Source organism: Streptomyces sp. NPDC002573 (genome assembly GCF_042889625.1).
Lineage (GTDB): Bacteria > Actinomycetota > Actinomycetes > Streptomycetales > Streptomycetaceae > Streptomyces > Streptomyces gibsoniae.
Map to the genome: position 1 here is coordinate 76,891 of NZ_JBIARC010000003.1, position 25,769 is coordinate 102,659.

Below are 25,769 nucleotides of genomic sequence, written 5' to 3' on the forward strand. Positions count from 1 at the left end.
AGTACCCGCTCCTTTCCACTCTCAACGTATAGCGCACTGGGGGGCTTGCGGCAAGGCCCCGGTCGTGGCGCAGAATCGTCGCCCTGAGCCAGAACCGATGGAATCGGGAGACTTGCGCAGTGCGCGTGCTTTTGTCTACGTATGGGTCGCGCGGAGATGTCGAACCGCTCGCGGGACTCGCGGTCCGACTGCGGGAACTCGGTGTGGAGGCGCGGGTGTGCGCGCCGCCGGACGAGGAGTTCGCGCGGCGGCTGGCCGGTGTCGGTGTGTCGCTGGTGCCGGTCGGCCGGTCGGCGCGCGCGCTGACGACCGCGGCACCGGCGCCGACATCGCTGCCTCAGCGCGCGGCCGAGTTGATCGCCGGCCAGTTCGACACGCTCGTCGCGGCGGCCGAGGGGTGCGACGCGCTGGTGGCGACCGGGGTGCTGCCGGCCGCGGCAGGGGCGCTGTCGGTGGCCGAGAAACTGGGCATCCCCTCGGTGTCCGTGACCTTCCAGCAGCTCACGCTGCCGTCCCCGCACCATCCGCCGCTGGCGTATCCGGGGCGGCCGTTCCCGTCGGAGGTGACCGACAACCGGGTGCTGTGGGACCTGGACGCCCGGAGCATCGACGAGCTGTTCGGTGCGGCGCTCAACACGAACCGGGCGTCGATCGGCCTGCCGCCGGTGGACCACGTGCGTGACTACGTCATCGGCGGCCGACCGTGGCTCGCGACGGACCCGGTCCTGGACCCCTGGCAGGACACACCGGACTTCGACGTCGTCCAGACCGGCGCGTGGATCCTGCCCGACACCCGCCCGCTCCCGGCCGAGCTGGTGGCGTTCCTGGACGCGGGCGCACCACCGGTGTACGTGGGTTTCGGCAGCATGCCGTTGCACGCGTCGGGGGACGCCGGCCGGGTGGTCGTCGAGGCGGTCCGGGCGCAGGGCCGCCGCGTGATCGTGGCCCGTGGCTGGGCCGAACTGGCGCTCGCCGACGAGCGGGACGACTGCTTCGTCGTCGGTGAGGTCAACCACCAGGCCCTGTTCGGCCGGGTGGCCGCGGTCGTGCACCACGGCGGCGCGGGCACGACGACGACGGCCACCCGGGCCGGAGCGCCTCAGGTGGTGGTCCCCCAGGCGACGGACCAGCCCTACTGGGCGGGGCGCGTGGCCGCCCTGGGCATCGGCGCGGCCCACGACGGTCCGACTCCGACCGTCGAGTCCCTGTCGGCCGCCCTGGAGACGGTCCTGGCCCCCGAGACCGGTGCACGGGCGAGGTCCGTGGCCGCCACGGTCCGCGCCGACGGGACGACGGTGGCCGCGAAGCTGCTGCTCGACGAGATCAGCGGCGCGCGGCCGTCCGTACCAGCGTGACCCACGCGGGATCGCCGAGCCGGAACCCGTACCCCGACAACCTGCCGTCCGGACGCCTTGCCCTGCGCACACCTGGTCGCAAGCGACCTCTATTCGGAGCTGATGACGTGAACCTCCCGACCACCGGCGTGTTCGACCTTCCCGACCGCCTCTCCCCCAAGGCCGACGCGCTGCTGATCGCCGACGACGAACGGCACTTCGCCGCCATCGGGGAGTGCCTGGAGCAGTCGGTCGCCGAACTGTCCGACCGCCTGGACGCCGAGCGCAGGGCGCCCGGTGGCATAGGCCGGCAGGCGATGGACCGGGACGCCGAGATCTACCGGCTGACGGCGCGTCTGCGCGCCCTGCGTCGCTTCGGACTGGATCTGTGCCTGGGACGCATGGTGAGCGCGGACGCCTCCGAGCCGGTGTACGTCGGACGGCTCGGCCTGACGGACAGCGCGGGCCGCCGGCTGCTGCTCGACTGGCGCTCCCCCGCGGCCGAGCCGTTCTTCGGCGCCACCCACGCCAACCCCATGGGGCTGACCAGCCGCCGCAGATATCGCTGGACCCGCGGCCGGATCAGCGACTACTGGGACGAGGTGTTCACCTCGGACGGGATCGTCGGGCACGCCGCACTCGACGACCAGTCCGCCTTCATCGCCGCCCTGGGCGGCAACCGGTCGGACCGGATGCGTGATGTGCTCGCCACCATCCAGGCCGACCAGGACGCCATCATCCGTGCGGGATCCCGCGGAGCCCTCGTGGTCGACGGCGGTCCGGGTACGGGCAAGACCGTCGTCGCCCTGCACCGCTCCGCCTACCTCCTCTACTCCGACCCCCGCCTCGGTCACCGCCGCGGCGGTGTGCTGTTCGTCGGCCCGCACCGCCCCTACCTGAACTATGTCGCCGACGTCCTGCCCAGCCTCGGCGAGGAGGGCGTGCAGATCTGCACCCTGCGGGACCTCGTCGCCGAGGGCGCGACAGCGGCGGTCGAGACCGACCCGGAGGTGGCGCGCCTGAAGTCGTCCGCGAACCTGGTGAAGGCGATCGAGACGGCCGTCAGGTTCTACGAGGAGCCGCCCAGCGAGGGGATGACCGTCACCACCCACTGGTCCGACATCGCGCTGACCGCCGACGACTGGGCCATGGCGTTCGAGGCGGCGGAACCCGGTGCTGCGCACAACGAGGCGCGCGAACAGGTCTGGGAGGAACTGCTCACGATCCTCATGGACAGGCACGACGGCGACGCCTCGCCCGCCCTGCTGCGCAAGTCGCTCACGCAGAACAGGGAGTTGCGCACGGCCTTCAATCGCGCGTGGCCGCTGCTCGAAGCGGCCGACCTCGTCGGGGACCTGTGGACGGTCCCCGCCTATCTGCGGATGTGCGCTCCCTGGCTCAGCTCCGACGAGGTCCGGACACTGCAGCGCGGGGAAGCCCAGGCCTGGACGGTGTCCGATCTGCCGCTCCTGGACGCGGCACGCCAGCGGCTGGGCGACCCGGAGACCGCACGCCGCAAGCGTCGGCACAGCGTCGCTGTCGCCGCCGAACGCGAGCACATGGCCAAGGTCGTCGACGCCTTGCTGGAGGCCGACGACGACGGCGAAGGGGCGGTGACGATGCTGCGCGGACAGGACCTGCGGGACGCCCTGGTCGACGAGACCCCGCCCGGCGCCGAACCGGACCTGCTCGCCGGGCCGTTCGCGCACGTCGTCGTGGACGAGGCGCAGGAACTCACCGACGCGGAGTGGCAGATGCTACTGCTCCGGTGCCCGTCCCGGAGCTTCACCGTCGTCGGGGACCGCGCCCAGGCCCGGCACGGGTTCACGGAGTCATGGCAGGAACGGCTCGGGCGAGTCGGGCTCGACCGGGTCGAGATGGCCTCCCTGAGCGTCAACTACCGTACGCCGGAGGAGATCATGGCGGAGGCCGAGCCGGTCATCCGGGCCGTGCTCCCGGACGCCAACGTGCCGACCTCCATCCGCAGCGGGGGCGTTCCCGTCGTCCACGGGTCCACGGCGGATCTGCACGGGATCCTCGACTCCTGGCTCGCCGCACATGACGACGGGATCGCCTGCGTCATCGGCGATCCCACCTTCCGGGCGACGTCGCGTGTCCGGTCGCTCGCCCCGGAGCTGTCGAAGGGGCTCGAGTTCGACCTGGTGGTCCTCGTCGACCCGGAGGCCTTCGGCAAGGGCGTCGAAGGCGCGGTCGACCGTTATGTCGCGATGACCCGGGCGACCCAGCAACTCGTCGTCCTCACCAGTGCCTGAGTCCGGCCGGAAAACGGAAGCGTTCAGTCACCTTTGGGTCAATGTTCAGTCGCCCAACTCGCCTTGCTGGTCTAGTCCTTGCAAGAATCTCGGCGCCCGGTCCGCCCGCTCGGCGGACCCCGGGAATCGCTCCGTCGTCATGTGTCCGTAGGGAGTTGACGTGCGCAACCCGGTACCCCCCACAGCACCGCACACCACCACGGCGTCCGGCCCGAGGCCCCGGCGGGGGCTGCGCCGTTCCGCGCTCGCAAGTGCCCTGGCGGCCCTCGCGCTCGTGGTGGCGCTGCCCGCCAACGCCCATGCCAGCGTTCTGCAGTTGCTGCCCCAGAACGCCGACGGCCTGGAGCAGTCCTTCTCCCCCGCCTACGACTACGACGGCGACGGCTGCTACGCCACGGCCGCCATCGGCAGCGACGGCACCATCAACCCCGGCCTGAAGCTGGGCGGCGACGTCAACGGGCACTGCCACGACTACGCCCAGCTGGCCAACGCGAACACCTACTCGCGCGAGAAGTGCAACAACGGCTGGTGCGCCGTCATGTATGCCAGCTACTTCGAGAAGGACCAGGCCACGCTCGGGCCCGCGGCCATCGGTCACACCCACGACTGGGAGCACGTCGTGGTGTGGATCAACAACAACGAGGTCCAGTACGTCTCGGTGTCGCAGCACACGAGCTACCAGGTGGCCCCGCGGTCGTCGGTGCGCTTCGACGGGACCCACCCGAAGATCGTCTACCACAAGGACGGAATCTCGACCCACGACTTCCGCTTCGCCAACAACAACGACGAACCGCCGGAGAACGTCACCGGGGGCTGGTTCTACCCGCGTCTGGTGGGCTGGAACGGCTACCCGGCCGGCTTCCGCGACAAGCTCCTGAGCGCCGACTTCGGCGCGGCCACCATCAAGATCAAGGACGGCGACTTCCAGTACGCGCTGGCGCACTCCATGCCGTCCGGGATCCCGTTCGACGCCAACGGCTGACACCGGACTCCGCCGCGGGGCGGCCCGGTCCCGGTCGGGCCGCCCCGCGGTCCCGTGCCCGCGGCGTCTGCTCAGGCGACCGGTTCGCGGGCCGTCCGGGCCGCCCTGGCCAGATCCAGGTCCGTGGTCTCGGGGGCCAGGAAGTGCGAGACCAGCCCGCCGGCGGCGAGCACGCCCGCGCCCACGAGGAGAACGAAGCGGACGCCGAAGCGGTCGAGGCCCATCGGCAGCAGAAAAGTGCCGATCGCGGCGCCGACGCGGCTCATGGCGGTCGCGAAGCCGACGCCCGTGGCGCGCAGCGAGGTGGGGAACACCTCCAGCGGATAGACCGCGGTCAGTGCGCTGGAGGCCGCGTTGAGGAAGATGAAGAAGAGGAAGCCGCCCACGATGACCGGGGTGACGGAAGGCCACACGGCGACCAGCGCGAGGCAGCCGGCCGTGATCCAGAACGGCGGGATCAGCAGCTTGCGGCGCCCGATGCGGTCCACGACCAGACAGCCCGCGGTGACACCGGCGACGGCGGTGAACGAGTAGACGAGCAGCGCCGCCACCGCGTTGTCGCCCATGTGGAGCGCGTCGAAGACCTGGGTCCAGAAGGTGCCGATCGCGAAGTACGGCAGTACGAGCGCGGCCCAGAAGACACCGGCGAACACCGTGCTGCGCAGGTGCCGGCGGCTGAACAGGGCGCGGAACCCCTCCTGCCCGGCCTCGGCGAGGTCGTCGAGCTCGGCGGTCACATCGATCTCGATGCCGTACTTCGCGATGAGTTCCTCGGCCTGCTCGTGGCGGCCCTTGCTCAGCAGCCAGCGGGCCGACTCAGGAATGCCGCCACGCAGTGCCACACACACCAGGGCGATGACCGAGCTGCTGGCCAGGGACCAGCGCCAGCCGCCCTGGACGTCGGCGAACAGAGCGCCGACGACCGTGGCCAGCGCGTAGCCGACGTACCAGCTGATCTCGAGGCTGGCCAGCAGTCTGCCCCGGCCCTGCCGCGGCGCGTACTCCGACAGCAGCGGCGCGCCGATGGCGTACTCGCCGCCGATCGCCACCCCCATCACCAGCCGGATGAGGAAGAGCTGGAGCCCGTCGGTGACGAAGAACTGGAGCACCGAGCCGACCAGGAAGATGAGCATGTCGGCGAGGAACACCGGGCGCCGGCCGAACCGGTCGGCGAGCCGTCCGAAGAGCGGGCCGCCCACGAAGATGCCGATGAGCGGGGAGGCTCCGACCAGTCCCTCCATCACGGTGGACAGATGGAGGTCGGTGGTCAGGGCGGCCATCGCCATGCCGATGCCGCCGATGATGTAACCGTCGATGCCCTCGCCTATCTGGGTGGCCAGCTTCAGCTTGGTGTGCAGGCGGCGGCGTTCACGCAGCAGGGCGGCGGTCGGCGGAGTGCCGGACTGGGGTGCGGTCGCAGGCGTCGTTGCCATGAGCGGTCCTTGTCTGTTCGGTGTCCGGGCCGGGGCTCGGGGCCCGGGCCAGGGCATGGCGGGGGAAGGCTCAAGGAGGGGGCGTAGGGGAGGTACGAAGGGGCGAGGAGGTCACAGGGGCCAGTCGAGGGCGATGTACTGCGTCTCCAGGAACGCCTCGATGCCTTCGCGGCCGCCTTCCCGGCCGAGGCCCGACTGCTTGACGCCGCCGAAGGGCGCGGCAGGGTCGGACAGCAGGCCCCGGTTGAGGCCGACCATGCCGGTCTCCAGGCGTTCGGCGAGGCGCAGCGCGCGGGCGACATCGCGGGAGTAGACGTACGAGGCCAGTCCGTGGACGGTGGCGTTGGCGCGCGCGAGGACCTCGTCCTCGTCGGTGAAGGTGGTGAGCGGGGCGACGGGGCCGAAGACCTCCTCGTGGAGGACGCGGGCGTCGTCGGGGACGTCGGTGAGGACCATGGCGGGGTGGAAGTGGCCGGGTCCGTCGGGGACCGTGCCCTGTGCGGCGATCCTCGCGCCACGGGCGAGCGCGTCGTCGACCAGGGAGCGGATCTTCTGGACCGCCGCCCGGTTGATCATGGGTCCGAGAGTGACGCCCTCCTCCATGCCCCCTCCCGTGCGCACGGCGGCCATGGCAGCGCCGAACTTGGCGGTGAACTCGGCGGCGACGTCGGCGTGGACGTAGAACCGGTTGGCGGCGACGCAGACCTCGCCGCCGCCGCGCATCTTGGCGTCCATCGCGCCTTGTACGGCGGCGTCGACATCGGCGTCGGCGCAGACGACGAAGGGCGCGTTCCCGCCGAGTTCCATCGTCACGTTGACGACGTTCGCCGCGGCCTGGGCGAGGAGCAGCTTGCCGGTCTCGGTGGAGCCGGTGAAGGAGAACTTGCGGATCCGCTCGTCGCCGAGCCAGGTCGAGACGACCTCTGGGGCTCGGTCGGTGGGCAGGACGTTGAGCAGTCCGCCGGGCAGTCCGGCCTCGGTGAGCAGGGCGGCCACCGCGAGCGCGGTCAGCGGGGTCTCCGGGGCCGGCTTGAGCAGGACGGGGCAGCCGGCCGCGAGTGCCGGGGCGATCTTGCGGGTGGCCATGGCGGCCGGGAAGTTCCAGGGTGTGACGAATGCGGTGACGCCGACCGGGTGCCTGCGGACGATGTGCCGGAAGCCGCCGCCGGGGGCGTCGCCGAAGGAGGAGCCGATGCGGACGGCCTCCTCGGCGAACCAGCGGAAGAACTCGGCCGCGTAACCGACCTCGGCCACCGCGTCCCGGTAGGCCTTGCCGTTCTCCCGCACGATCAGGACGGCGAGCTGGTCGGAGTGTTCCCGCATCAGCCGGAAGGCGTCGTGCAGGATCTCGGAGCGGCGCCGGGGCGGCGTCGCACGCCACCCGGCCGCGGCGGCCGCCGCCGCCTCGACCGCGGCGCGGGCATCGTCGGGACCCGCCGCGGACACCTCGCGTATGAGGTCTCCGGTCGCCGGGTCGTACACGGGACAGGTCCGTCCGTCGGCGGCCGGGAGCCAGCGGCCGCCGATGAACACATCGCCGTCGGCGAGCGGGGCCTTGGCGAGGGTGTCGATGCCGACGAGGTTCATGAGCTGCTCTTTTCTCCGTTCGGACCGGGGTTCGTCCGATGGGCGGTGAATGTACGAGCGCGGCATACGGCGGACAAGGCCAGGTCGGCGGATCGCAACGGGGGTTGCTGTGAGGGCAACTCGACGATCGCTGCGGCGCGGTGCGGGCCGACGGTGCACTCGCGCCTGCTGAGGCAGGGGTGGGCGCTGCCGCGTCGCTCAGGTCAGTCCGGTCCTGGCCGGTTGCGCGCGCCGGGGTTCCCAGCCCAGCAGCGCCGAGACGCGGGCCGCGGCGCGGGCCGTCGTACGGCCCGCGTCGTCGAGGCGGCCGCCCAGCCGGTTCTTGGGCGCGGAGATGTTGAGGGCCGCGACGACCCGGCCCCGGAAGTCGCGCACCGGGGCGGAGACCCCGACAAGACCCTCCTCGAACTCCTCGCTGACCCGCGCGTACCCCTGCTTCCTGGCCTCCTGGATGAGCCCCCACAGCTCGGGCACCGGCATGTCACCGGTCGTGCCGAAGCGGACGTACAACTCGTCCGGGGTGGCGTCGGCCAACAGGACGCGGCCGGCGGACGTCTGCCAGGCGGGTACCCCGCGGCCCTCCCAGCCGTGGACGCGGAAGGAGTGGCCGGAGACCGACAGCAGGGTGAGGACCTCCTGGTCACTCAGCACGCACAGATGGCTGGTCTCCTCCAGGTCCGCGGACAGGGCGTGCATCAGCGGCTCGGCCACCCGCACCAGTCGGCTCTCCGAGGTGCGGGCCACGAGGGAGAACAGGCGCCAGCCCAGGCGGTACTCCAGCGTGTCGGGGTCACGCTCGACGATCCCCTCGGCGGCGAGGGCCTTCAGGGCGCGGGAGACCTGGGTCTTCTCGCGTCCCACCAGGCAGGCGAGCCGTACGACGCCGAGGCCGCCGGCGGTCTGTGCCTCGTCGGAGGCGAGGGCCTCCAGCAGGTCGATGTCCCGGCGCAGGCCATGCCCCCGCGAGGCCGAGGAGGTGTCCGTCACGCGCGTCATCCTAGGCCCGCGACACCAGGAGGGAGCCCCAGGTCAGCCCGCGAGTTGTCAGGAGAGCAACCGGCGTTTCGATTCCCGTGACCGCCTTGCGAGGGGGTGAAGGCCGACCTAGATTCGCCGCATCAGCACGGATGAACTGCACCGAATGCGAGGTTCATCCCGTACTCACGTCGCATCCGGGTTCCCCAGGGAGCCTCCCGCCACCAACGGTCCAGGAGTTCCGATGCCCTCCCCCTACGCCGCCGCGGCGCTGATCGGCGAGTCCTTCGTCGGTGACGGCGCCAATGCGGCCCACACGAACGTGGTGATCGGTCGCAAGGGCGGCCCGGTCGAGACCGCGTGGGCCACCGCGCTGGCCACGCCGAGCGGCGGACATGTGCCGTTCATGACGGTCCTACGCCCGTCGGTGCCGGTCAAGCCGCTGACACTGTTCGTGAACAAGGCCGTCGTCGGCAGCGATCTGCATGAGCGCGCCACCTGGGGGAGCGCCCAGGCGGGCCTGGCCCAGGGCGTGCTGGACGCGGTGGCGCAGAACCTGATCCCGGCCGCGGAAGCCGACAACCTGCTGATCATCGCCGCCGTGTGGGTCAATCCGGCGGTCCATGACCTCGACGCCTGCTTCCGCAACCAGCGGGCCGCCGCGCACGGCGCGATCCGCGCGGCCGTGACGGGTACGCCCACGGTCTTCGACGCCCTGGCCGCCGCCGAGAAAGGTCCGGCGAACCCGTTCTACACGCCCTCCCCCGAGGTGCTCGCCGCATCGGCACCCGAGGCGGCCACCCGATGAAGATCACCGACATCACCCTGGACCGGCTCCGGCTGGAACTGGATCCGCCCTTCCACGCCGCCTGGGACCCCGAGCCGCGCCGCCACTTCGACGCCACGATCGTCCGCGTGCACACCGACGAGGGGATCACCGGCCTGGGCTCCGGCGACCTCATGGACGGCTTCGGCACCTACAAGCATCTGTTCGTCGGCGAGGACCCGCTCGACATCACCCGGCATGTCAGGGCGATCGAGACCGCGAACTTCCACGGCGCCTCCTACTGGCCGCTGGAGGCGGCCCTGTGGGACGTCATCGGCAAGGTGCACGGCCGGCCGGTCTCCGAGCTGTTCGGCAACGCGGCGAAGAAGCTGCCCGCCTACGCCTCGTCCGGGGAGCTGAAGTCGCCGCGCGAGCGGGTCGAAACGGCCCTGAAGGCGCGCGAGGCGGGCTTCAGGGCCATGAAGATCCGCATCGACCGGGACCACGTCGACGAGGGCATCGCGGCGGTACGCGCCGTACGCGAGGAACTGGGCGACGACTTCGAGGTCATGGTCGACCTCAACCAGTCCTGGCGGATGGCGGGTGACACGGCGAACGCCTCCGACCTCGCCAAGACCCGCAAGGTCGTCGCCCGGCTCGCCGAGCTCGATGTGTTCTGGGTGGAGGAGCCGCTGCCGTACGCGGATCTGAACGGTTTCAAGCGGCTGCGGGCCGAGAACCCGGGCGTACGGATCGCGGCCGGCGAGATGCACCACTCCCCCACCGAGCTCCTGCGCTACCTCGAAGAGGACGCCCTCGACATCTACCAGATGGACGTGGTGCTCGCGATCGGCATGCACCGCGCCCGCACCCTGGCCGAACTCGCGCAGCTGAAGCACCGCCAGTTCACCCCGCACAGCTGGACGAACGGCATCGGCGTGCTGGCCAATCTGCATGTCGCGGCAGGCGTCGGCGGCGGCCCGTTCTTCGAGTTCCCCTACGATCCGCCCGGCTGGACCCCCGAGCGCCGCGACTTCATGCTCGCCGAGCCCGTGCAGGTGAACGCCGACGGCTGCCTCGAAGTACCGGACAGACCCGGTCTCGGCATCGAACTGGACGAGGACGCGATCGACCGCTGGAGGGTCGAGTGACCGACACCATCGAGGAACTGCTGACCCGCTCCCACGACGAATGGCGGGCCGCGGCCGGCAAACTCACCTTCGAGACCCGCCCGTACATCGACGGCACCTTCACCGACGCCACCTCCGGCGAGAGCTTCCCGAGCGTGTCGCCCCGCGACGGCTCGGTCCTGTGCGAGGTGCAGGCCGGGTCCGCCGGGGACGTCGACCGGGCCGTCCGGTCGGCCCGTACGGCCTTCGAGGACGGACGCTGGCGCGACCTCGCGCCCAAGGAGCGCAAGCACGTCCTGCTGCGCTGGGCGGAGCTGATCCGTGCGAACGCCGAGGAACTCGCCCTCCTCGACACACTGGAGATGGGCAAGCCCATCACGGAGTCGCTGCGCGTGGACGTGGCCAAGGCCGCGGAGACCATAGCCTGGTACGCCGAGGCCCTCGACAAGACATACGACGAGGTCGCACCGACCCCCGGTGACGCGCTCGCGCTGATCACCCGCGAGCCCCTCGGTGTGGTCGGCGTGGTCGTGCCCTGGAACTACGCCCTGCTGATCGCCAGTTGGAAACTGGGGCCCGCGATCGCCACCGGCAACAGCGTGGTGCTGAAGCCGGCCGAGCAGACCTCGCTCGCCGCGCTCCGGCTGGCCGCGCTCGCCACCGAGGCGGGGCTGCCCGAGGGTGTCCTCAACGTGGTCCCGGGACGGGGGGAGGTCGCCGGGCAGGCACTCGGCCGCCATCCGGACGTCGACAAGATCGCCTTCACCGGCTCGGCGCCGGTGGCCCGGCTCTTCCAGGTGTACGCGGGCGAGTCCAACGGCAAGCAGGTCGCCGTCGAGGCGGGCGGCAAGTCGCCGCAACTCGTCCTGGCCGACGCGGACATCGAGGCGGCCGCTGCGGCCGTGGCCTGGGGCATCTTCTACAACGCGGGGCAGACCTGCAACGCGGGATCCCGCGTCGTCGTGCACGCAGGTGTCAAGGACCGGCTGCTGGACGCCGTGCGCCGGATCACCGCCGAGACCTTCCGCGTCGGCGACCCCCTCGACCCGTCCACCGTGATGGGGCCGATCGTCGACGAGACCCAGCTCGCCAAGATCCTCGGCTATGTCGAGCGCGGTACGCAGGACGGCGCGACCGTACTGCTCGGCGGCGGCCGCACACTGGCCGAGCTCGGTGGCAGCTATGTCGAACCCACCATTCTCGACGGAGTCGACAACACCTCCGTCGTCGGCCAGGAGGAGATCTTCGGGCCGGTCCTGGCGGTGGTGTCCTACGACGGAGACGTCGACGAGGGCGTACGGCTCGCCAACGAGAGCGACTACGGTCTCGTGGCCTCGGTGTGGACCCGGGACGTGACCGTGGCCCACCGCACCGCGAGGCGACTGCGGGCCGGCACGGTCTGGATCAACACTTTCGACGCCAGCGACGTCATCACGCCGTTCGGCGGCTTCAAGGCCACCGGCGCGGGCCGCGACAAGTCCCTGCACGCGCTGGACGCCTACACCGCGCTCAAGACCACCTGGATCAATCTCGCCTGATCCGCGACCGGTTCGGGTCGGGCACCCCCTTCGTCTCATCTCCGACAGCATCGAGGACACTGATGAGGATCGGTTTCATCGGCCTGGGCAACATGGGCCACCCCATGGCCCGCCATCTGGTCCAGGCGGGACACCAGGTCACCGTGCACGACTCCCGGCCCGAGGCCGCCGCCGGCCATCTCGCACTCGGCGCCCGCTGGGCCGGCTCCCCCGCCGAGTGCGCACGGGACGCCGAGTTCCTGATCACCATGCTGCCCACCCCGCGCATCGTCGAGGACGTGCTGCTGCGCGGAGGGGCGGCCCAGGCCCTGCCCGCGGGCGCGCTGTGGATCGACATGTCCACCTCGACGCCGGCGACGGCGGAGCGGGTCGCGGCCGAGGTCCTGGACGCCCGGGCCGTGCGCCGGCTCGACGCGCCGGTCAGCGGCATGGCCCGGGGCGCCGAGGCCGGCACCCTGCAGATCTTCGTGGGCGGCCGGGACGATGACTTCCGCCTCGCCCTGCCCGTCCTGGAGGTGATGGGCGACCCGCAGCGCATCCTGCACGTCGGGCCGCCCGGCGCGGGCTATACCGTCAAGCTGATGATCAATCTGCTCTGGTTCAGTCATCTGGTCGCCACCTCGGAGGTCCTCGCCATGGGCGTGAAGGCCGGTGTCGACCTGGGGGTGCTGCGCAACGCGCTGTTGGCGAGCCCGGCCGCCTCCCACTTCCTGCAGCACGACATCATGTGCGTGCTCGCCGACGGTGACTACGACGACTCCTTCGCCATGGCCCTCGCCTGCAAGGACCTCGGGCTCGCCGTCGACCTCGGCCGCGAACTGGGCGTGTCCACCGAGTTGTCCGCCCTCGTCGAGCAGATCTACCGCCGCGCCAAGGCCCAGCACGGCGACCTCGCGGGCGAGATGAGCCCGGTCCGCCTCTATGAGGCCCTCGCGGGGCAGGAGTTCCGCCTGCCCGCCCCGGCGGCAGTTGCCCCGGACACCACGGCAGTCACGGTCTGAACCGGTACGCAGCACTTCAGGAGCCGCATCCCATGACCCCTCCCCAGCGCGACAGCCTCGCCACGGCCTCGCTGAGCATCGAACCCATCTGCCAGGTCGAGTTCGGGCCTGGTCGCATCGCCCTGCTGCCCGAGCTGATCGCGACGACCGGCCACGCCCGCGCCTTCGTCGTCACGGACCGTGGGCTGCGCGCCGCCGGCGTCGTCGAACGCGTCCTCAAGACCCTCGACAGCGCAGGCATCGAGTACACCGTCCACGACGAGGTGGCGCCCAACCCGTCCACGGGCAACGTCGACGCGGGCGCCGCGCGGGCCCGCGCCTTCGGCCCCGCCGTGGTCGTCGCGCTCGGCGGTGGCTCGGTCCTGGACGCGGCCAAGGGCATCTCCCTGCTGGTCGGCAACCCGGACGCGGTGGCCGCCGACGCCGATCACCTGTGGGAGGCGGCGCAGGGACTGCCGGTCGTCGCCGTCCCCACCACCTCCGGCACGGGCGCGGAGACCAATGGCTTCGGCGTGATCGAGGACACCGAGGCCTGCCGGAAGGTCTATATCGGTCATCCCTCGGTCAAGCCGCGCATCGCCCTGCTGGATCCGGAGCTGACGCTCGGCCTGCCCGCCCCGGCCACCGCCGCTACCGGCCTCGACGCGCTGGTCCACGGCATCGAGTCGCTCGCCTCGCGGGGCGCGAACCCGTTCTCCGTCGCGTACGCCACCCAGGCCGTGGCCATGGTGAGCCGCGCCCTGCCCGTCGCGTACCGGGACGGCTCGGACCTCGACGCACGCGCCGCGCTGATGATGGGCGCACACCTGGCGGGGCAGGCCCTGACCCTCTCCGGGCTCGGCCTCGTGCACGGCATCGGCCACGCGATCACCGCCCACACCGGCACCCCGCACGGAGTGGCTCTCGCCGCCGTTCTCGAGGAGGTCATGGAGTTCAGCGCACCCGCCGCGCAGGGCGCGTACGAGCGGGTGGCCCGGGCGATGCGCCTCGCACCGCCCGCCGACGGCGACTGGGCCGGGGCCGCCGTAGCGGCCGTGCGGGAGATCTCCGGGGCGCTGGACATCAAGCGGCCGCTGCGCGAGCTGGGCGCCGACCGCGCACTGCTGCCGGCCATCGCGGCCGGCGCGGTGGCCGACGCCGTGACCAAGAACACGCCGCGGTTGCCGGTCGAGGCCGAGGTACTGGAGATCCTGACGCGGACGTACGAGTGCCGCTGACTCGGGGAGCCGGGCGCTCCCCGGGCCGGTGTCCGTTCATCCGGACCGGCGGGCGCGGCCCCCGGCGGGTCATAGGGACCCGGCGTTGCTGGGCGGATACGGCGGGCGCATCGGCACCACGGCAACCTGGGACGGCAGCGGCGGCAGCGCCGCTTCGTCCACCCAGGCGGTGAACAGATCGTCCAGGGGCCGGCCAGCGTAGCGCGCGGCGTGCTTGGTGAAGGCGGCGGTCGTCACGGTCGCGCCCCGGTGGACGGCAGCCCAGCCGCGCAGCATCCGGTGGAAGGCCTCGTCGCCCAGCGCGCAGCGCAGCGCGTGCAGCACGAGGCCGCCACGCTCGTAGAGCCGGTCGTCGAACATCCGCTTGCGGCCCGGGTCCGACAGCCGCAGGTCCTGCGGCAGCGCGGACAGCTTCCGGTGTGCCGTCGCGGCCAGCTGGGCGGCCGTGGGGCCGCCCGACCGTTCCGACCACAGCCATTCCGCGTACTTCGCGAAGCCCTCGTTGAGCCAGATGTGCCGCCAGTCGGCGACGGACACGCTGTTGCCGAACCACTGGTGCGCCAGCTCGTGCGCCACCAGTCGCTCCGAACCCCTGGCGCCGTCCACATGGTTGGAGCCGAAGAGCGACAACCCCTGTGCCTCCACCGGGACGTCCAGCTCCTCCTCGGTCACCACCACCGCGTACTCGCCGAACGGATAGGGGCCGAACAGCTCCTGGAACAGCTCCATCATGGCGGGCTGACGCGCGAAGTCCCGCGAGAACTGCGGCAGCAGACGCGCGGGAAGGTGCCCGTACTGCGGCACACCGCCCTCGCCCGGGTCGCCGAGCAGGACCGTGTGGTACCTGCCGATCGCCAGTCCCACCAGATAGCTGGAGGTCGGCACCGACTGCTCGTACACCCAGGTGGTCGTCGACGCCTTCGTCGTACGGGTCAGCAGGCGCCCGCCCGCCACCACCGAGTACGCCGAGGGCGTGGTCACCGAGATCTGGTACGACGCCTTGTCCGCCGGACGGTCGTTGCACGGGTACCAGGACGGCGCCCCGATGGGCTGGCTCGCCACCAGTGCCCCGTCCTCCAGCTCCTCGAACCCGATCCCGCCCCAGGGGCTGCTGACCGGCTTCGGATTGCCCGACCAGTGGACCTCGACGGTGAACGCGGCACCCGCGCGGATCGGCTTCGACGGGCGGATGCGCAGCCGGCCGCCGCGGTGCGTGTAGTGCGGCGCCCGGTCGTCGACCTTGATCCGGCCGATCCGGAAGTCGGCCAGGTTGAGCTGGAACTCGGTGAGCGGCGCGCCGCCCGCTATGGCGCCCAGCCGGGCCGTCCCGGCGAGCCGGTTGGGGCCGGGACGGTAGTCCAGCGTGAGCTCGTAGCGGTTGACCCGGTAGCGGGGATCGCCGTTGTCCGGGAAGTAGGGGTCCGCTTCCACCTTCTGCTGAGGGCTCACTGCTGCGTCTGCTCCCTGCGCTGTGCTCGTACGTCGTGCCGGTGCTCCGTCCTCCGGCCCGGGCCGAGTCACGTCGTTCGCTTCCGGGGACGCCATGCCTCGATCGGGTTGCCCAGCCAGCGGGTGTCGTCGGGCACCGACTCCCCCGCCATCACGAGCGAGGCGGGACCCAACGTGGTGCGGGCCCCGACCGTGCTGCCGGGCAGGACGATTCCGCCTGGGCCAAGTGTCGCGCCCGCACGGAGGATCACAGTATCGGTCCGCAAGATCCGGTCGTGGAAGAGGTGGGTCTGCAGCACACAGCCGCGATTGACCGTGGCGCCGTCCTCCAGCGTCACCAGATCCGTCTCCGGCAGCCAGTAGCTCTCCACCCAGACGCCCCGGCCGATCCGGGCGCCGAGTGCGCGCAGCCACAGCGTCATCAGCGGAGTGCCCGGCACCGCCCCGGCCAGCCAGGGCACGGCCACGACCTCGACAAAGGTGTCCGCCAGCTCGTTGCGCCAGACGAAAGAGCTCCACAGCGGGTGCTCGCCGCTGCGGTGCCGGCCCACGAGCAGCCACTTCGCCACGACGGACAGGGCGGCGCCCGCCAGTCCCGCGGCGAGCAGTACCAGCCCGTTCAGCAGCCAGGCCCAGACGCCGAGCGCGCTGAGCGCCGCCACCGTCAGCACGGCGAGCCCCGCCGAGCAGAACACGGGCACGATCCGGCACAGCTCCACCAGCCCTCGCGCCACAAGCAGCCGGGCCGGCGGCTCATAGGTGCGGCTCTGGTCGCTGTCGGAGGCGGTGCGCGGCAGCTTCACCGGCGGCAGCCCCAGGTAGGAGCTGCCCTTCTTCGCCTTCTTCGGGGTCGCGGAGAGCACGCCGACCAGACCGCCGTCGGGCACACTGCGGCCCGGCGCGGTCATCCCGGAGTTCCCGAGGAACGCCCGCCGCCCGATCTCCGCGCGCCCGATCCGCATCCAGCCGCCGCCCAGTTCGTACGGCGCGGTCAGCGTGTCGTCGGCCAGGAACGCCCCGTCGCCGACCGTGGTCAGACTCGGCAGTGCCAGGACGGTCGACACCTCGGCGCCCCGGCCGATCCGCATCCCGAGCAGCCGCAGCCACACCGGGGTGACCAGCCCGGCGTACAGCGGGAACAGGGTCTCGCGCGAGCGGTCCATCAGCTGGGTGACCGTCCAGGCCTGCCAGCCGGTCCGGCTGTGGGCCGGATAGGTGCCCTCGCGCAGCCCGAGACTCATCAGCCGTACGGCGACCAGGAGCACCATCGCGTACGTCAGCCCGTAGGCGAGTGTGGCGGGAACGAGCGCCAGGGCGGCCCCTCGCAGGGCGGCGCCGAGTCCGGCCGCCGGATCGACGAACGGGTGTGCGACCAGCAGCGCGGCCACACCCGCCGGGACCGGCAGGGCGGTCAGCGCGAGCCCGTTGACGCCGTACATCGTCCGCCACCAGGTGCCGCGCCCCGGTCGCTCCTTGGGCCAGTTGCGCTTGGCCTTGCCGAGCTTGACGGCGGGCGCGCCCGCCCAGCGCTGACCGGTCGGGATCTGTCCGGCGACGGCCGAACCGGGGGCCACCTCGGCACGCTTGCCGACCCGTGCGCCCGGAAAGAGCATGCTGCGCGTGCCGACCACGGCGTGCGCGCCCACCTTGACCGTGCCGACCTCCAGCCGGTCGCCGTCCAGCCAGTAGCCCGACAGGTCCACCTCGGACTCTACGGCCGCGCCCCGGCCGAGCTTGAGCATGCCGGTCACCGGCGGCAGCGAGTGCAGATCCACGTCCGGGCCGATCTTGGCGCCCAGCGCCCGGGCGTACCGCTGGAGCCAGGAGCCCGTCAGCGAGGCAGCCCCGCTGTACTCGGCGAGCCGTTCCGCGGTCCACAGCCGCAGATGCACGCCGCCCCCGCGCGCGTAGCGGCCGGGTGTGACCCCGCGCAGCAGCAGCCGGGCGCCGCCCGCCGCGATCGCGAGCCGCCCCGGCGGGCTGTGGAACACCACCGCCCCGGCGGCCACGGCCCACCAGGAGGTGACCGGCGCCCACGGGTACGGACCGAACCAGTGCAGCACGTTGCCGAGCGCGGCCAGCGCCACGGTCCAGCGCAGCCCGAGCACCGTGAAGAGGGGGACGAGCAGGAGGAGCTGGAGCGCCCCGGCGCGCTTGGAGACGGGTGCGATCACGCGCTCCGCGCCGTCGTCCTGGGCCGACTCCTCCAGATGGCGGGCCAGCTTGCGCAGTGTCGGCTGCTGGTAGATGTCGAGGACGGCCGCGCTGGGGTAGCGGGTGCGCAGCCGGGTGGTGAGCTGGGCGGCGGCCAGGCTGCCGCCGCCGATCGCGAAGAAGTCGTCGGAGGCGTCGGCCACTGGGATGCCGAGGACCTCGGTCCACTGCTCGGCGAGCCAGGCCTCGGTGCCGTAGAGCTGCGCGGCGGGGCCTTCCAGGCCCTCCAGCGGCCAGGGCAGCGCATTGCGGTCGACCTTGCCGGACGTGCGGGTCGGCAGGTCGTCGACCGGCGCGAGCAGCGGGACCAGGGCGGCGGGCAGTTCAGCGCGCAGCCGCTCGACGGCCGCCGCCTGGTCCCAGTCCTCCTGGGTGACGACATAGCCGACGAGGAGCTGGTTGCCGCTGCGGGCGGTGCGCACCGCGGCGGCCGCACCGGCCACCCCGGGCAACGCTTGGAGTGCGGCGTCCACCTCGCCCAGTTCGATCCGTCGTCCGCCCAGCTTGATCTGCTCGTCGGCACGCCCGAGGAAGACCAGCCCTTCGGGCTCGGCCCGGACGAGGTCCCCGCTGCGGTAGGCGCGCTCCCAGCCGAGGGACGGCAGGGGCGCGTACTTCTCCGCGTCCTTCTCGGGGTCGAGATACCGGGCGAGCCCGACCCCGCCGATGACCAGCTGTCCGCTCTCGCCCATCGCGACCGGCTGCCCGGCGTCGTCCACGACGACCAGCTCCCAGCCGTTCAGGGGCAGCCCGATCCGGATGGGCTCCTCGCCGGTGAGCAGCGCGGCACAGGCCACCACGGTCGCCTCGGTCGGACCGTAGGTGTTCCAGACCTCCCGCCCCTCGGTGACCAGCCGCTGCACCAGCTCGGGCGGGCAGGCCTCGCCGCCGAAGATCAGCAGGCGGACGTCGTTGAGGGTCTCGGGCTCCCAGAGCGCGGCCAGGGTCGGCACGGTGGAGACGACGGTGATCTCCTGCTCGACCAGCCAGGGGCCGAGGTCGGCGCCGCTTCTGACCTGCGAGCGCGGCACGGGCACCAGGCAGGCCCCGTACCGCCAGGCCAGCCACATCTCCTCGCAGGAGGCGTCGAAGGCCACGGAGAGGCCGGCCATGACCCGGTCGCCGGGCCCGATCGGCTCCTCCTGGAGGAAGAGCGCCGCCTCCGCGTCCACGAACGCGGCGGCGCTGCGGTGGCTGACGGCGACGCCCTTGGGTTTGCCGGTGGAACCGGAGGTGAAGATGATCCAGGCGTCGTGCTCGACGTCGGGGCGGGCGGCGGGGACGTCGGACGGCTCGTCGACGGTGATCCGGTGCCCGGCGCCGATGACCGCGCGCACCTGAGCCTCGCCGAACACCAGCTCGGCCCGCTCGTCCGGGTCCTCGGCGTCCACCGGGACATAGGCGGCTCCCGCCGCGAGCACGGCCAGGATCGCCACGTACAGGTCGTTGGTGCCGGACGGGACGCGTACGCCGACCCGGTCGCCGCGGCCCACTCCGGCGCCGGCGAGGCGGCGTCGCAGGGTTTCGACCTCGGCGGCCAGGGCCCGGTAGGTCAGGCTGCGGCGGCCGTCGTCGAGGGCTGGCTCGTCGGGGTGCGCCCGTACCGCGGCGTCGAAGACGTCCACGAGGGTGCGCGGCGATGCGGCGGGGGCGGCGAGGAAGCGCGCGCGGTCGCCGAACTCGGCGCGCAGCTCCGCATCGGACAGCGCGAGTGCGGGGCCTTGCTGGAGGGCTGCCATCGGGTCCTCACGTGTCGTTCCCGGATCGCTCCGGGCGCTGGGGGGCCGCAGGGATGCCTGGGGATCTTCCGGTCCAGCTCCAAACAAGCGGACAATCTTAGTACGAGGGTGGACACGGACGGGCCCGTCCGCCCTTCGAGGGCCTGTTCAGCGCGCCCGGAAGCAGTAATTCCGGTGCGCTGACATGGGGATGTGTCAACGTGACGAGATATGCCCCACACCCCCGGAGTCCGGTGCCGCCGAACAGCGAAAACCCACGACGGGGCCCGGCTGGGGCCCTTTCCGCCGCCCCGCGCCGGTCTCAGCCGTCACTCCACGCACGGCTCCGAACAGGGCCCGCTGCCCGGCAGATGCTCGCTCGCCCACTGGCCGAGTTCTTTCAGCGCGGGCTCCAGCGCGGCCCCCGCCTGGGTGAGGCGGTAGGAGACCCGCAGCGGCGGGCCCTCGTCGACCTCGCGTACCACGAGTCCCGCGGCGCCGAGTTCGGTGAGGCGGTCGGAGAGCATGCGCTCGCTGAGGCCGGGAATGGCGCGGCGTAGGGCCGCGAAGTTGGCCGGCTGCTCGACGAGTACGGCCACGATCGGGCCGGTCCAGCGCTTGCCGAGCAACTGGAAGACCCGCGTGATGCCCTCGTCCACCTGCTTGCAGGCGCCGGGGTCGTGGCTCTGTTCGACCGTCATGCCCCCAGGATACTGCGCCTCTGTGTGGAGGTAAAAAAAAGTAAGTACCTGTGTTATCTATAGTCCAGTACGAAAACTTAGCTCTGGGCGGCCGTCTCCCCGGCGGCGCCCACAGACACCCTTCTTTGGAGACCCCGATGGCCACCCTCCTGCACCTCGACTCGTCCGTGTCCCCGACCTCCGCCTCCGCCTCCCGGGCGGTGACGGAGACCTTCCGCAAGGCCTGGGAGGAACAGCACCCGGAGGGCACGGTGATCTACCGTGACCTCTCCGCCGAGCCCGTGCCGCACATCACCGCCGACGCCCACTCGGCCGGGTTCGCCGATCCCGCCACCCACACCCCGGAGCAGGCGGCCGCCTTCGCCGAGCGCGTGCGGCTGATCGAGGAGCTGGAGCAGGCGGACGCCGTGCTGATCGGCGCCCCGATGTACAACTTCACGATCCCGTCGACCCTCAAGGCCTGGCTGGACAACGTGATCCTGATCGGCCGCACCGCCGGCGAGACCCCCTCCGCCAAGGGCACCCCGGTCACCGTGGTCGCCAGCCGCGGTGGCTCCTACGCGCCGGGCACGCCGCGGGAGTCGTTCGAGTACGTGCAGAACTACCTGACGGCAGTCCTCGCCGACGGGCTCGGCCTCGACCTCGACTTCATCGTGCCCGAGCTGACCATGGCCCCGTACAACCCGGCCATGGCCGAGCTGGTGCCGCTCTTCGAGGCCTCCCGTGAGCGCGCCCTGCAGGAGGCAGCCGCCAAGGCCAAGGCCCTCGCCGAGCGCCTCGCCGCCTGAGCGAACCGGACCGGCGGGAGCCGCGGTCCCGTCTCAGTCGGCCGTCGCAGGGTGAGGGCCGGCCGAGGCGGGCCGCGCTCCGTGCCGTGGCTCCTCGGGCTCCGGGTTGACGCAGCCCGCGAGGCACGGGGTGCGCGAGAGCGCGAAGACGCCGTAGCAGAGCAGGGCGACGCCGAGGAACGCGGGCAGCATCCACAGTCCATGGCGCGGCGACTCGGCGTAGAGGACGACGCCCAGGCAGAAGCTGACGGTCGCGTCCCCGAGCGTGAGGGCCGGCTGGGACGCGATCAGCGGGCCCGCCTGCATGGCGTAGCCGAGCAGCAGGATGGAGAGTGAACCGGCGGCCGCGAAGCCGTAGGTCTGCCAGGCCAGGAAGAACCCCGTCGCCCCCTGCTCGGACATGACGTTCATGGCGGACTTGACGAGCGCCGCCGTCAGCGCGTTGCCGATCGCGGCCGCGGCGGCCAGGCAGGCCGCACGCGCCAGTCCGCGGGGGCGGCGCAACCCGGCCAGGACGAGCAGGACCCCGGCCCCGCCCACCACGGCGAGGGCCGGCACCCACCACAGTCCGGGGACCTGGGAGCGCCCGCCGGAGGGGGCGGCCGAGAACAGGCTGACGGCCAGGCCCACGAAGATGCACAGCACGCAGAACCACGCCTTGCCTGACACCCGCACCCGGAACAGAGCGTTGCCGGCCACGAGAGCCAGCGGAAGCTCCAGGATGAACAGGGGCTGGACCGCGGCCAGACTGCCCGCGTTCAGGGCCAGGGCCTGGAAGAGCGCGGCGAAGACGACGCCCAGGATGCCCCCGAACCAGAGCGGGCTGCGCAGCAACTGCCGGACGAGCCCGAACCGCGCCGTGGAGTCGGGCGCCGCCACCGCGGCACGTCGCTGCAGCACCGTTCCGACCGCGTTGCTGCAGGCGGCCAGCACGGCGAACACGACCGCGACAATCATCTGGTTCGTACCGCTTCCGCGTAGTGCACTGTCCACTGCGGGTACAGCACTCCGGTCCCGCTGCCCAGCCGGTTCCGGCTCGCGTTCCACGATGGCACCCATCGGCGGGGGCTTCCACCGGCGGCTGCGAGACCGCGCCGTCCGGCGCCGCGGTCGGAAGGGACGGGCCGGTCCCCCGCGCGGCCTTCCTGGCCCGGCGGGGAACCGGGGACGTGCCGGACTAGCCGATGACCATCAGCAGATCGCCGCCCTCCACCTGCTGTACGGAGTCGACGGCCAGGCGGCCCACCGTTCCGGCGACGGGCGCGGTGATGGCGGCCTCCATCTTCATCGCCTCGATCGTCGCCACCGTCGCGCCCGCCTCCACCTGGGCGCCCGGCTGCACGGCCAGGGTGACCACCCCGGCGAACGGTGCGGCGACATGCCGGGGGTCGGACTTGTCGGCCTTCTCCGCGGGCGGCAGATCCGAGGCGACCGAGCGGTCACGGACCTGGACCGGCCGGAGCTGGCCGTTGAGCGTGGCCATCACCGTGCGCATGCCGCGCTCGTCCGCCTCACCGATCGCCTCCAGGGCGATGAGCAGGCGCACACCGGGTTCGAGGTCGACCGAGTGCTCCTCGCCCGGCCGCAGCCCGTAGAAGAAGTCCTTGCTGGGCAGGACACCGGTGTCCCCGTAGGCGTCGCGGTGTGCCTCGAACTCCTTGGCCGGTCCGGGGAACAGCAGCCGGTTGAGCGTGGTCCTGCGGTCCTTCTCCAGGCCCTCGCGGTCCTCCTCGGTCAGTTCCGCGACCGGCTTGGCCTCGGCCCGGCCCTTGAGGGCCTTGCCGCGGAAGGGCTCCGGCCAGCCGCCGGGCGGGTCGCCCAGCTCGCCGCGCAGGAATCCGATCACCGAGGCGGGGATGTCGTACGCGCCCGGCTCCGCCGCGAACTGGGCCGGGGTGACACCCGCGCCGACGAGGTGCAGCGCGAGATCGCCGACCACCTTGGACGACGGGGTGACCTTCACCAGACGGCCGAGGATACGGTCGGCGGCCGCGTACATCGCCTCGATCTCCTCGAACTGGTCACCAAGGCCCAACTCACGCGCCTGGACACGCAGGTTGGACAGTTGTCCGCCGGGGATCTCATGGTCGTAGACCCGCCCGGTGGGCGCGGCCAGACCGGCCTCGAAGGGGGCGTAGATACGGCGTACGGTCTCCCAGTACGGCTCCAGATCGCAGGCCGCCCGCAGGCTCAGCCCGGTGGGCCGCTCGGAGTGGTCGGTCGCGGCGATGATCGCGGACAGGGACGGCTGGGAGGTCGTGCCCGCCATGGAGGCGACCGCCCCGTCCACGGCGTCGGCGCCCGCGCCGATCGCGGCCAGATAGGTGGCCAGTTGCCCGCCGGCCGTGTCGTGGGTGTGCAGATGGACCGGCAGGTCGAACTCCCGGCGCAGCGCCGTCACCAGTCGTGCGGCCGCGGGCGCCCGCAGCAGCCCGGCCATGTCCTTGATCGCCAGGACGTGCGCCCCCGCTTCGACGATCTCCTCGGCGAGCTTGAGGTAGTAGTCCAGGGTGTAGAGCTTCTCGGCCGGGTCGGACAGATCGGCGGTGTAGCACAGGGCGACCTCGGCCACGGCCGTGCCGGTGGCCCGTACGGCGTCGATCGCGGGACGCATCTGCGTGACGTCGTTGAGCGCGTCGAAGATGCGGAAGACGTCGATGCCGGTGCGGGCGGCTTCCTCGACGAAGGCGTCGGTGACCTCGGTCGGATAGGGGGTGTAGCCGACGGTGTTGCGGCCGCGCAGCAGCATCTGCAGACAGATGTTGGGCACCGCCTCACGCAGCAGGGCCAGCCGCTCCCAGGGGTCCTCGGCCAGGAAGCGCAGGGCCACGTCGTAGGTGGCGCCGCCCCAGCATTCCAGGGACAGCAGCTCGGGGAGGGTGTGCGCCACCACGGGGGCGGCGGCCAGCAGGTCCTTGGTGCGCACGCGCGTGGCGAGCAGGGACTGGTGGGCGTCGCGGAAGGTGGTGTCGGTGACGGCGACGGTGGGCGACTCACGCAGCGCCCGGGCGAACCCCTCCGGGCCGAGTTCGGTCAGCCGCTGCTTCGAACCCACGGGCGGGAGCGTGCCGGAGGGGACGTGCGGCAGCTTGGTCGTGGGGTCGACCAGGCGGGGGCGCGCGCCGTGCGGCTTGTTGACGGTGACGTCGGCGAGATAGGTCAGCAGCCGGGTGCCCCGGTCCGCGGAGTGGCGGGCGGTGAGCAGATGCGGGCGTTCCTCGATGAACGAGGTGGTGACCCGGCCCTCCCGGAAGTCGGGGTCGTCCAGCACCGCCTGCAGGAACGGGATGTTGGTGGCCACACCGCGGATCCGGAACTCGGCGACCGCGCGGCGGGCGCGGTGCACCGCGGTGGCGAAGTCACGGCCCCGGCAGGTCAGCTTCACCAGCATCGAGTCGAAGTGGGCGCTGATCTCGGAGCCGACGAACGCGATGCCGCCGTCGAGCCGGATGCCGGAGCCGCCGGGCGAGCGGTAGGCGCTGATCGTTCCCGTGTCGGGGCGGAACCCGTTGGCCGGGTTCTCACTCGTGATCCGGCACTGCAGGGCCGCGCCGCGGACGTAGACCGTGTCCTGGGACAGGCCGAGGTCGGCCAGCGACTGCCCCGAGGCGATGCGCAACTGCGCCTGGACCAGGTCGACATCGGTGACCTCCTCGGTCACCGTGTGCTCGACCTGGATGCGCGGGTTCATCTCGATGAAGACATGCCGGCCGTCACGGTCGACCAGGAACTCGACGGTGCCGGCGTTGCGGTAGCCGATGGTGCGGGCGAAGGCGACGGCGTCGGCGCAGATGCGGTCCCGCAGCACCGGGTCGAGGCCGGGAGCGGGGGCCAGTTCGACGACCTTCTGGTGCCGCCGCTGTACCGAGCAGTCGCGCTCGTAGAGGTGGATGACGTCGCCCTGGCCGTCGGCGAGGATCTGCACCTCGATATGGCGCGGGTCCACAACGGCCTTCTCCAGGAACACGGTCGCGTCCCCGAACGCGGACTCGGCCTCACGGGACGCCGCTTCGATGGCCTCCCGGAGCTTCTCGGGCTCCTCCACCCGTCGCATACCGCGCCCGCCACCGCCGGCGACCGCCTTCACGAACAGCGGGAACCCGACCTCCTCGGCTGCCGCGAGCAGTTCGCCGACATCCGTGGAGGGACGCGAGGAGCCGAGCACCGGCACCCCGGCGGCACGCGCCGCTGCGACGGCGCGGGCCTTGTTGCCGGTCAGCTCCAGGACATCGGCGCTCGGACCGATGAACGTGATGCCGGCCTCCTCGCAGGCCCGGGCCAGATCCGGGTTCTCCGACAGAAACCCGTACCCGGGATACACGGCGTCCGCCCCCGCCCGGCGGGCCGCCGCCACGATCTCCTCGACCGACAGATAGGCGCGCACCGGGTGGCCCTTCTGCCCGATCTCATAGGCCTCGTCGGCCTTGAGCCGGTGCAGCGAGCCGCGATCCTCGTACGGGAACACCGCCACGGTCCCGGCGCCCAGTTCATAGGCCGCGCGGAACGCACGGACGGCGATCTCACCCCGGTTCGCGACAAGTACCTTGCGGAACATCAACGGTCCCTTCTGATGGGTGCGCCGGATCAGGCGCCTGGCGAGCGTTGGTGTCTCTGCACCGGCGCCGGACCGGGCCCGCGCCCGGACCGCGACCGGCCGGTCCAT

The 25,769-nt window shown here is 72.1% G+C and carries 17 protein-coding genes; 9 read left to right on the top strand and 8 right to left on the bottom strand.

Annotated features, from left to right (window positions below):
- Window positions 1–119 precede the first annotated feature (119 nt).
- The 3 genes from ACFYX0_RS04025 to ACFYX0_RS04035 all read left to right on the top strand — a co-directional run bounded on the left by ACFYX0_RS04025 (window position 120) and on the right by ACFYX0_RS04035 (window position 4,589).
- On the top strand, window positions 120–1,355 hold the full coding sequence (locus tag ACFYX0_RS04025; protein WP_388966050.1) for a glycosyltransferase: 1,236 nt from the start codon (window positions 120–122) through the stop codon (window positions 1,353–1,355).
- Window positions 1,356–1,462: 107 nt separating this feature from the next.
- Window positions 1,463–3,607: an RNA polymerase recycling motor ATPase HelR gene (gene helR / locus ACFYX0_RS04030; protein WP_388966053.1), complete on the top strand. Its 2,145-nt coding sequence runs from the start codon at window positions 1,463–1,465 to the stop codon at window positions 3,605–3,607.
- Between the two features lie 229 nt (window positions 3,608–3,836).
- On the top strand, window positions 3,837–4,589 hold the full coding sequence (locus ACFYX0_RS04035; protein WP_388966500.1) for an NPP1 family protein: 753 nt from the start codon (window positions 3,837–3,839) through the stop codon (window positions 4,587–4,589).
- A 71-nt stretch (window positions 4,590–4,660) separates the two neighbouring features.
- Here ACFYX0_RS04035 and ACFYX0_RS04040 read toward each other — a convergent pair whose 3' ends face one another.
- From ACFYX0_RS04040 to ACFYX0_RS04050, 3 genes are all read right to left on the bottom strand, one after another.
- A complete protein-coding gene (locus ACFYX0_RS04040; protein WP_388966056.1) occupies window positions 4,661–6,022 on the bottom strand; it encodes an MFS transporter in 1,362 nt (453 codons plus the stop codon).
- 111 nt (window positions 6,023–6,133) lie between these two features.
- Complete coding sequence (locus ACFYX0_RS04045) at window positions 6,134–7,609, bottom strand: NAD-dependent succinate-semialdehyde dehydrogenase (protein WP_388966059.1); 1,476 nt, start codon at window positions 7,607–7,609, stop codon at window positions 6,134–6,136.
- Between the two features lie 198 nt (window positions 7,610–7,807).
- Window positions 7,808–8,605 carry an IclR family transcriptional regulator gene (locus tag ACFYX0_RS04050; RefSeq protein ID WP_388966062.1) on the bottom strand — a complete coding sequence of 266 codons (798 nt, stop codon included), beginning with the start codon at window positions 8,603–8,605 and terminating at the stop codon, window positions 7,808–7,810.
- A gap of 223 nt (window positions 8,606–8,828) precedes the next feature.
- On the opposite strand from ACFYX0_RS04050, the gene fae reads away from it, so the two are divergent.
- The 5 genes from fae (at window position 8,829) to ACFYX0_RS04075 (ending at window position 14,236) form a co-directional block, all read left to right on the top strand.
- Entirely contained in the window at window positions 8,829–9,392 is a 564-nt protein-coding gene (fae, locus tag ACFYX0_RS04055) for a formaldehyde-activating enzyme (RefSeq protein WP_388966064.1), read from the top strand.
- Window positions 9,389–10,501, top strand: coding sequence for a mandelate racemase/muconate lactonizing enzyme family protein (locus ACFYX0_RS04060; protein WP_388966067.1), 1,113 nt, complete (start codon window positions 9,389–9,391; stop codon window positions 10,499–10,501). Before fae ends, ACFYX0_RS04060 begins: the two co-directional genes overlap by 4 nt.
- Window positions 10,498–12,018, top strand: a complete 1,521-nt coding sequence (locus ACFYX0_RS04065) for an aldehyde dehydrogenase family protein (RefSeq protein ID WP_388966069.1) — start codon at window positions 10,498–10,500, stop codon at window positions 12,016–12,018. Before ACFYX0_RS04060 ends, ACFYX0_RS04065 begins: the two co-directional genes overlap by 4 nt.
- Window positions 12,019–12,080: 62 nt before the next feature.
- Window positions 12,081–13,019: an NAD(P)-dependent oxidoreductase gene (locus ACFYX0_RS04070; protein ID WP_388966072.1), complete on the top strand. Its 939-nt coding sequence runs from the start codon at window positions 12,081–12,083 to the stop codon at window positions 13,017–13,019.
- A gap of 32 nt (window positions 13,020–13,051) precedes the next feature.
- Window positions 13,052–14,236, top strand: a complete 1,185-nt coding sequence (locus ACFYX0_RS04075) for an iron-containing alcohol dehydrogenase family protein (protein ID WP_388966075.1) — start codon at window positions 13,052–13,054, stop codon at window positions 14,234–14,236.
- A 69-nt stretch (window positions 14,237–14,305) separates the two neighbouring features.
- On the opposite strand, the gene ACFYX0_RS04080 is transcribed toward ACFYX0_RS04075, so the two are convergent.
- From ACFYX0_RS04080 to ACFYX0_RS04090, 3 genes are all read right to left on the bottom strand, one after another.
- Window positions 14,306–15,685 (bottom strand): M1 family metallopeptidase, encoded by a 1,380-nt coding sequence (locus tag ACFYX0_RS04080; protein ID WP_388966079.1) that lies wholly within the window; start codon window positions 15,683–15,685, stop codon window positions 14,306–14,308.
- A 68-nt stretch (window positions 15,686–15,753) separates the two neighbouring features.
- The gene (locus tag ACFYX0_RS04085) at window positions 15,754–19,638 is read right to left on the bottom strand and encodes a Pls/PosA family non-ribosomal peptide synthetase (protein ID WP_388966081.1); all 3,885 of its coding nucleotides are present in this window, start codon (window positions 19,636–19,638) and stop codon (window positions 15,754–15,756) included.
- A gap of 308 nt (window positions 19,639–19,946) precedes the next feature.
- Window positions 19,947–20,318, bottom strand: a complete 372-nt coding sequence (locus ACFYX0_RS04090; RefSeq protein WP_388966083.1) for a winged helix-turn-helix transcriptional regulator — start codon at window positions 20,316–20,318, stop codon at window positions 19,947–19,949.
- A gap of 137 nt (window positions 20,319–20,455) precedes the next feature.
- Here ACFYX0_RS04090 and ACFYX0_RS04095 point away from each other — a divergent pair, with 137 nt between their 5' ends.
- Entirely contained in the window at window positions 20,456–21,106 is a 651-nt protein-coding gene (locus tag ACFYX0_RS04095) for an FMN-dependent NADH-azoreductase (RefSeq protein ID WP_388966085.1), read from the top strand.
- 33 nt (window positions 21,107–21,139) lie between these two features.
- On the opposite strand, the gene ACFYX0_RS04100 is transcribed toward ACFYX0_RS04095, so the two are convergent.
- Window positions 21,140–22,063 (bottom strand): DMT family transporter, encoded by a 924-nt coding sequence (locus tag ACFYX0_RS04100; protein WP_388966088.1) that lies wholly within the window; start codon window positions 22,061–22,063, stop codon window positions 21,140–21,142.
- A gap of 220 nt (window positions 22,064–22,283) precedes the next feature.
- The gene (locus ACFYX0_RS04105) at window positions 22,284–25,661 is read right to left on the bottom strand and encodes a pyruvate carboxylase (RefSeq protein ID WP_311700307.1); all 3,378 of its coding nucleotides are present in this window, start codon (window positions 25,659–25,661) and stop codon (window positions 22,284–22,286) included.
- Window positions 25,662–25,769 lie beyond the last annotated feature (108 nt).

Excerpts from the sequence above, each read along its gene's own strand:
- ACFYX0_RS04100 (WP_388966088.1), bottom strand. The coding sequence starts at position 22,063 with ATGATTGTCGCGGTCGTGTTCGCCGTGCTGGCCGCCTGCAGCAACGCG.
- fae (WP_388966064.1), top strand. The coding sequence starts at position 8,829 with ATGCCCTCCCCCTACGCCGCCGCGGCGCTGATCGGCGAGTCCTTCGTC.
- ACFYX0_RS04095 (WP_388966085.1), top strand. The coding sequence starts at position 20,456 with ATGGCCACCCTCCTGCACCTCGACTCGTCCGTGTCCCCGACCTCCGCC.
- ACFYX0_RS04045 (WP_388966059.1), bottom strand. The coding sequence starts at position 7,609 with ATGAACCTCGTCGGCATCGACACCCTCGCCAAGGCCCCGCTCGCCGAC.
- ACFYX0_RS04075 (WP_388966075.1), top strand. The coding sequence starts at position 13,052 with ATGACCCCTCCCCAGCGCGACAGCCTCGCCACGGCCTCGCTGAGCATC.
- ACFYX0_RS04090 (WP_388966083.1), bottom strand. The coding sequence starts at position 20,318 with ATGACGGTCGAACAGAGCCACGACCCCGGCGCCTGCAAGCAGGTGGAC.
- ACFYX0_RS04085 (WP_388966081.1), bottom strand. The coding sequence starts at position 19,638 with ATGGCAGCCCTCCAGCAAGGCCCCGCACTCGCGCTGTCCGATGCGGAG.
- ACFYX0_RS04060 (WP_388966067.1), top strand. The coding sequence starts at position 9,389 with ATGAAGATCACCGACATCACCCTGGACCGGCTCCGGCTGGAACTGGAT.
- ACFYX0_RS04040 (WP_388966056.1), bottom strand. The coding sequence starts at position 6,022 with ATGGCAACGACGCCTGCGACCGCACCCCAGTCCGGCACTCCGCCGACC.
- ACFYX0_RS04105 (WP_311700307.1), bottom strand. The coding sequence starts at position 25,661 with ATGTTCCGCAAGGTACTTGTCGCGAACCGGGGTGAGATCGCCGTCCGT.
- ACFYX0_RS04070 (WP_388966072.1), top strand. The coding sequence starts at position 12,081 with ATGAGGATCGGTTTCATCGGCCTGGGCAACATGGGCCACCCCATGGCC.
- ACFYX0_RS04050 (WP_388966062.1), bottom strand. The coding sequence starts at position 8,605 with ATGACGCGCGTGACGGACACCTCCTCGGCCTCGCGGGGGCATGGCCTG.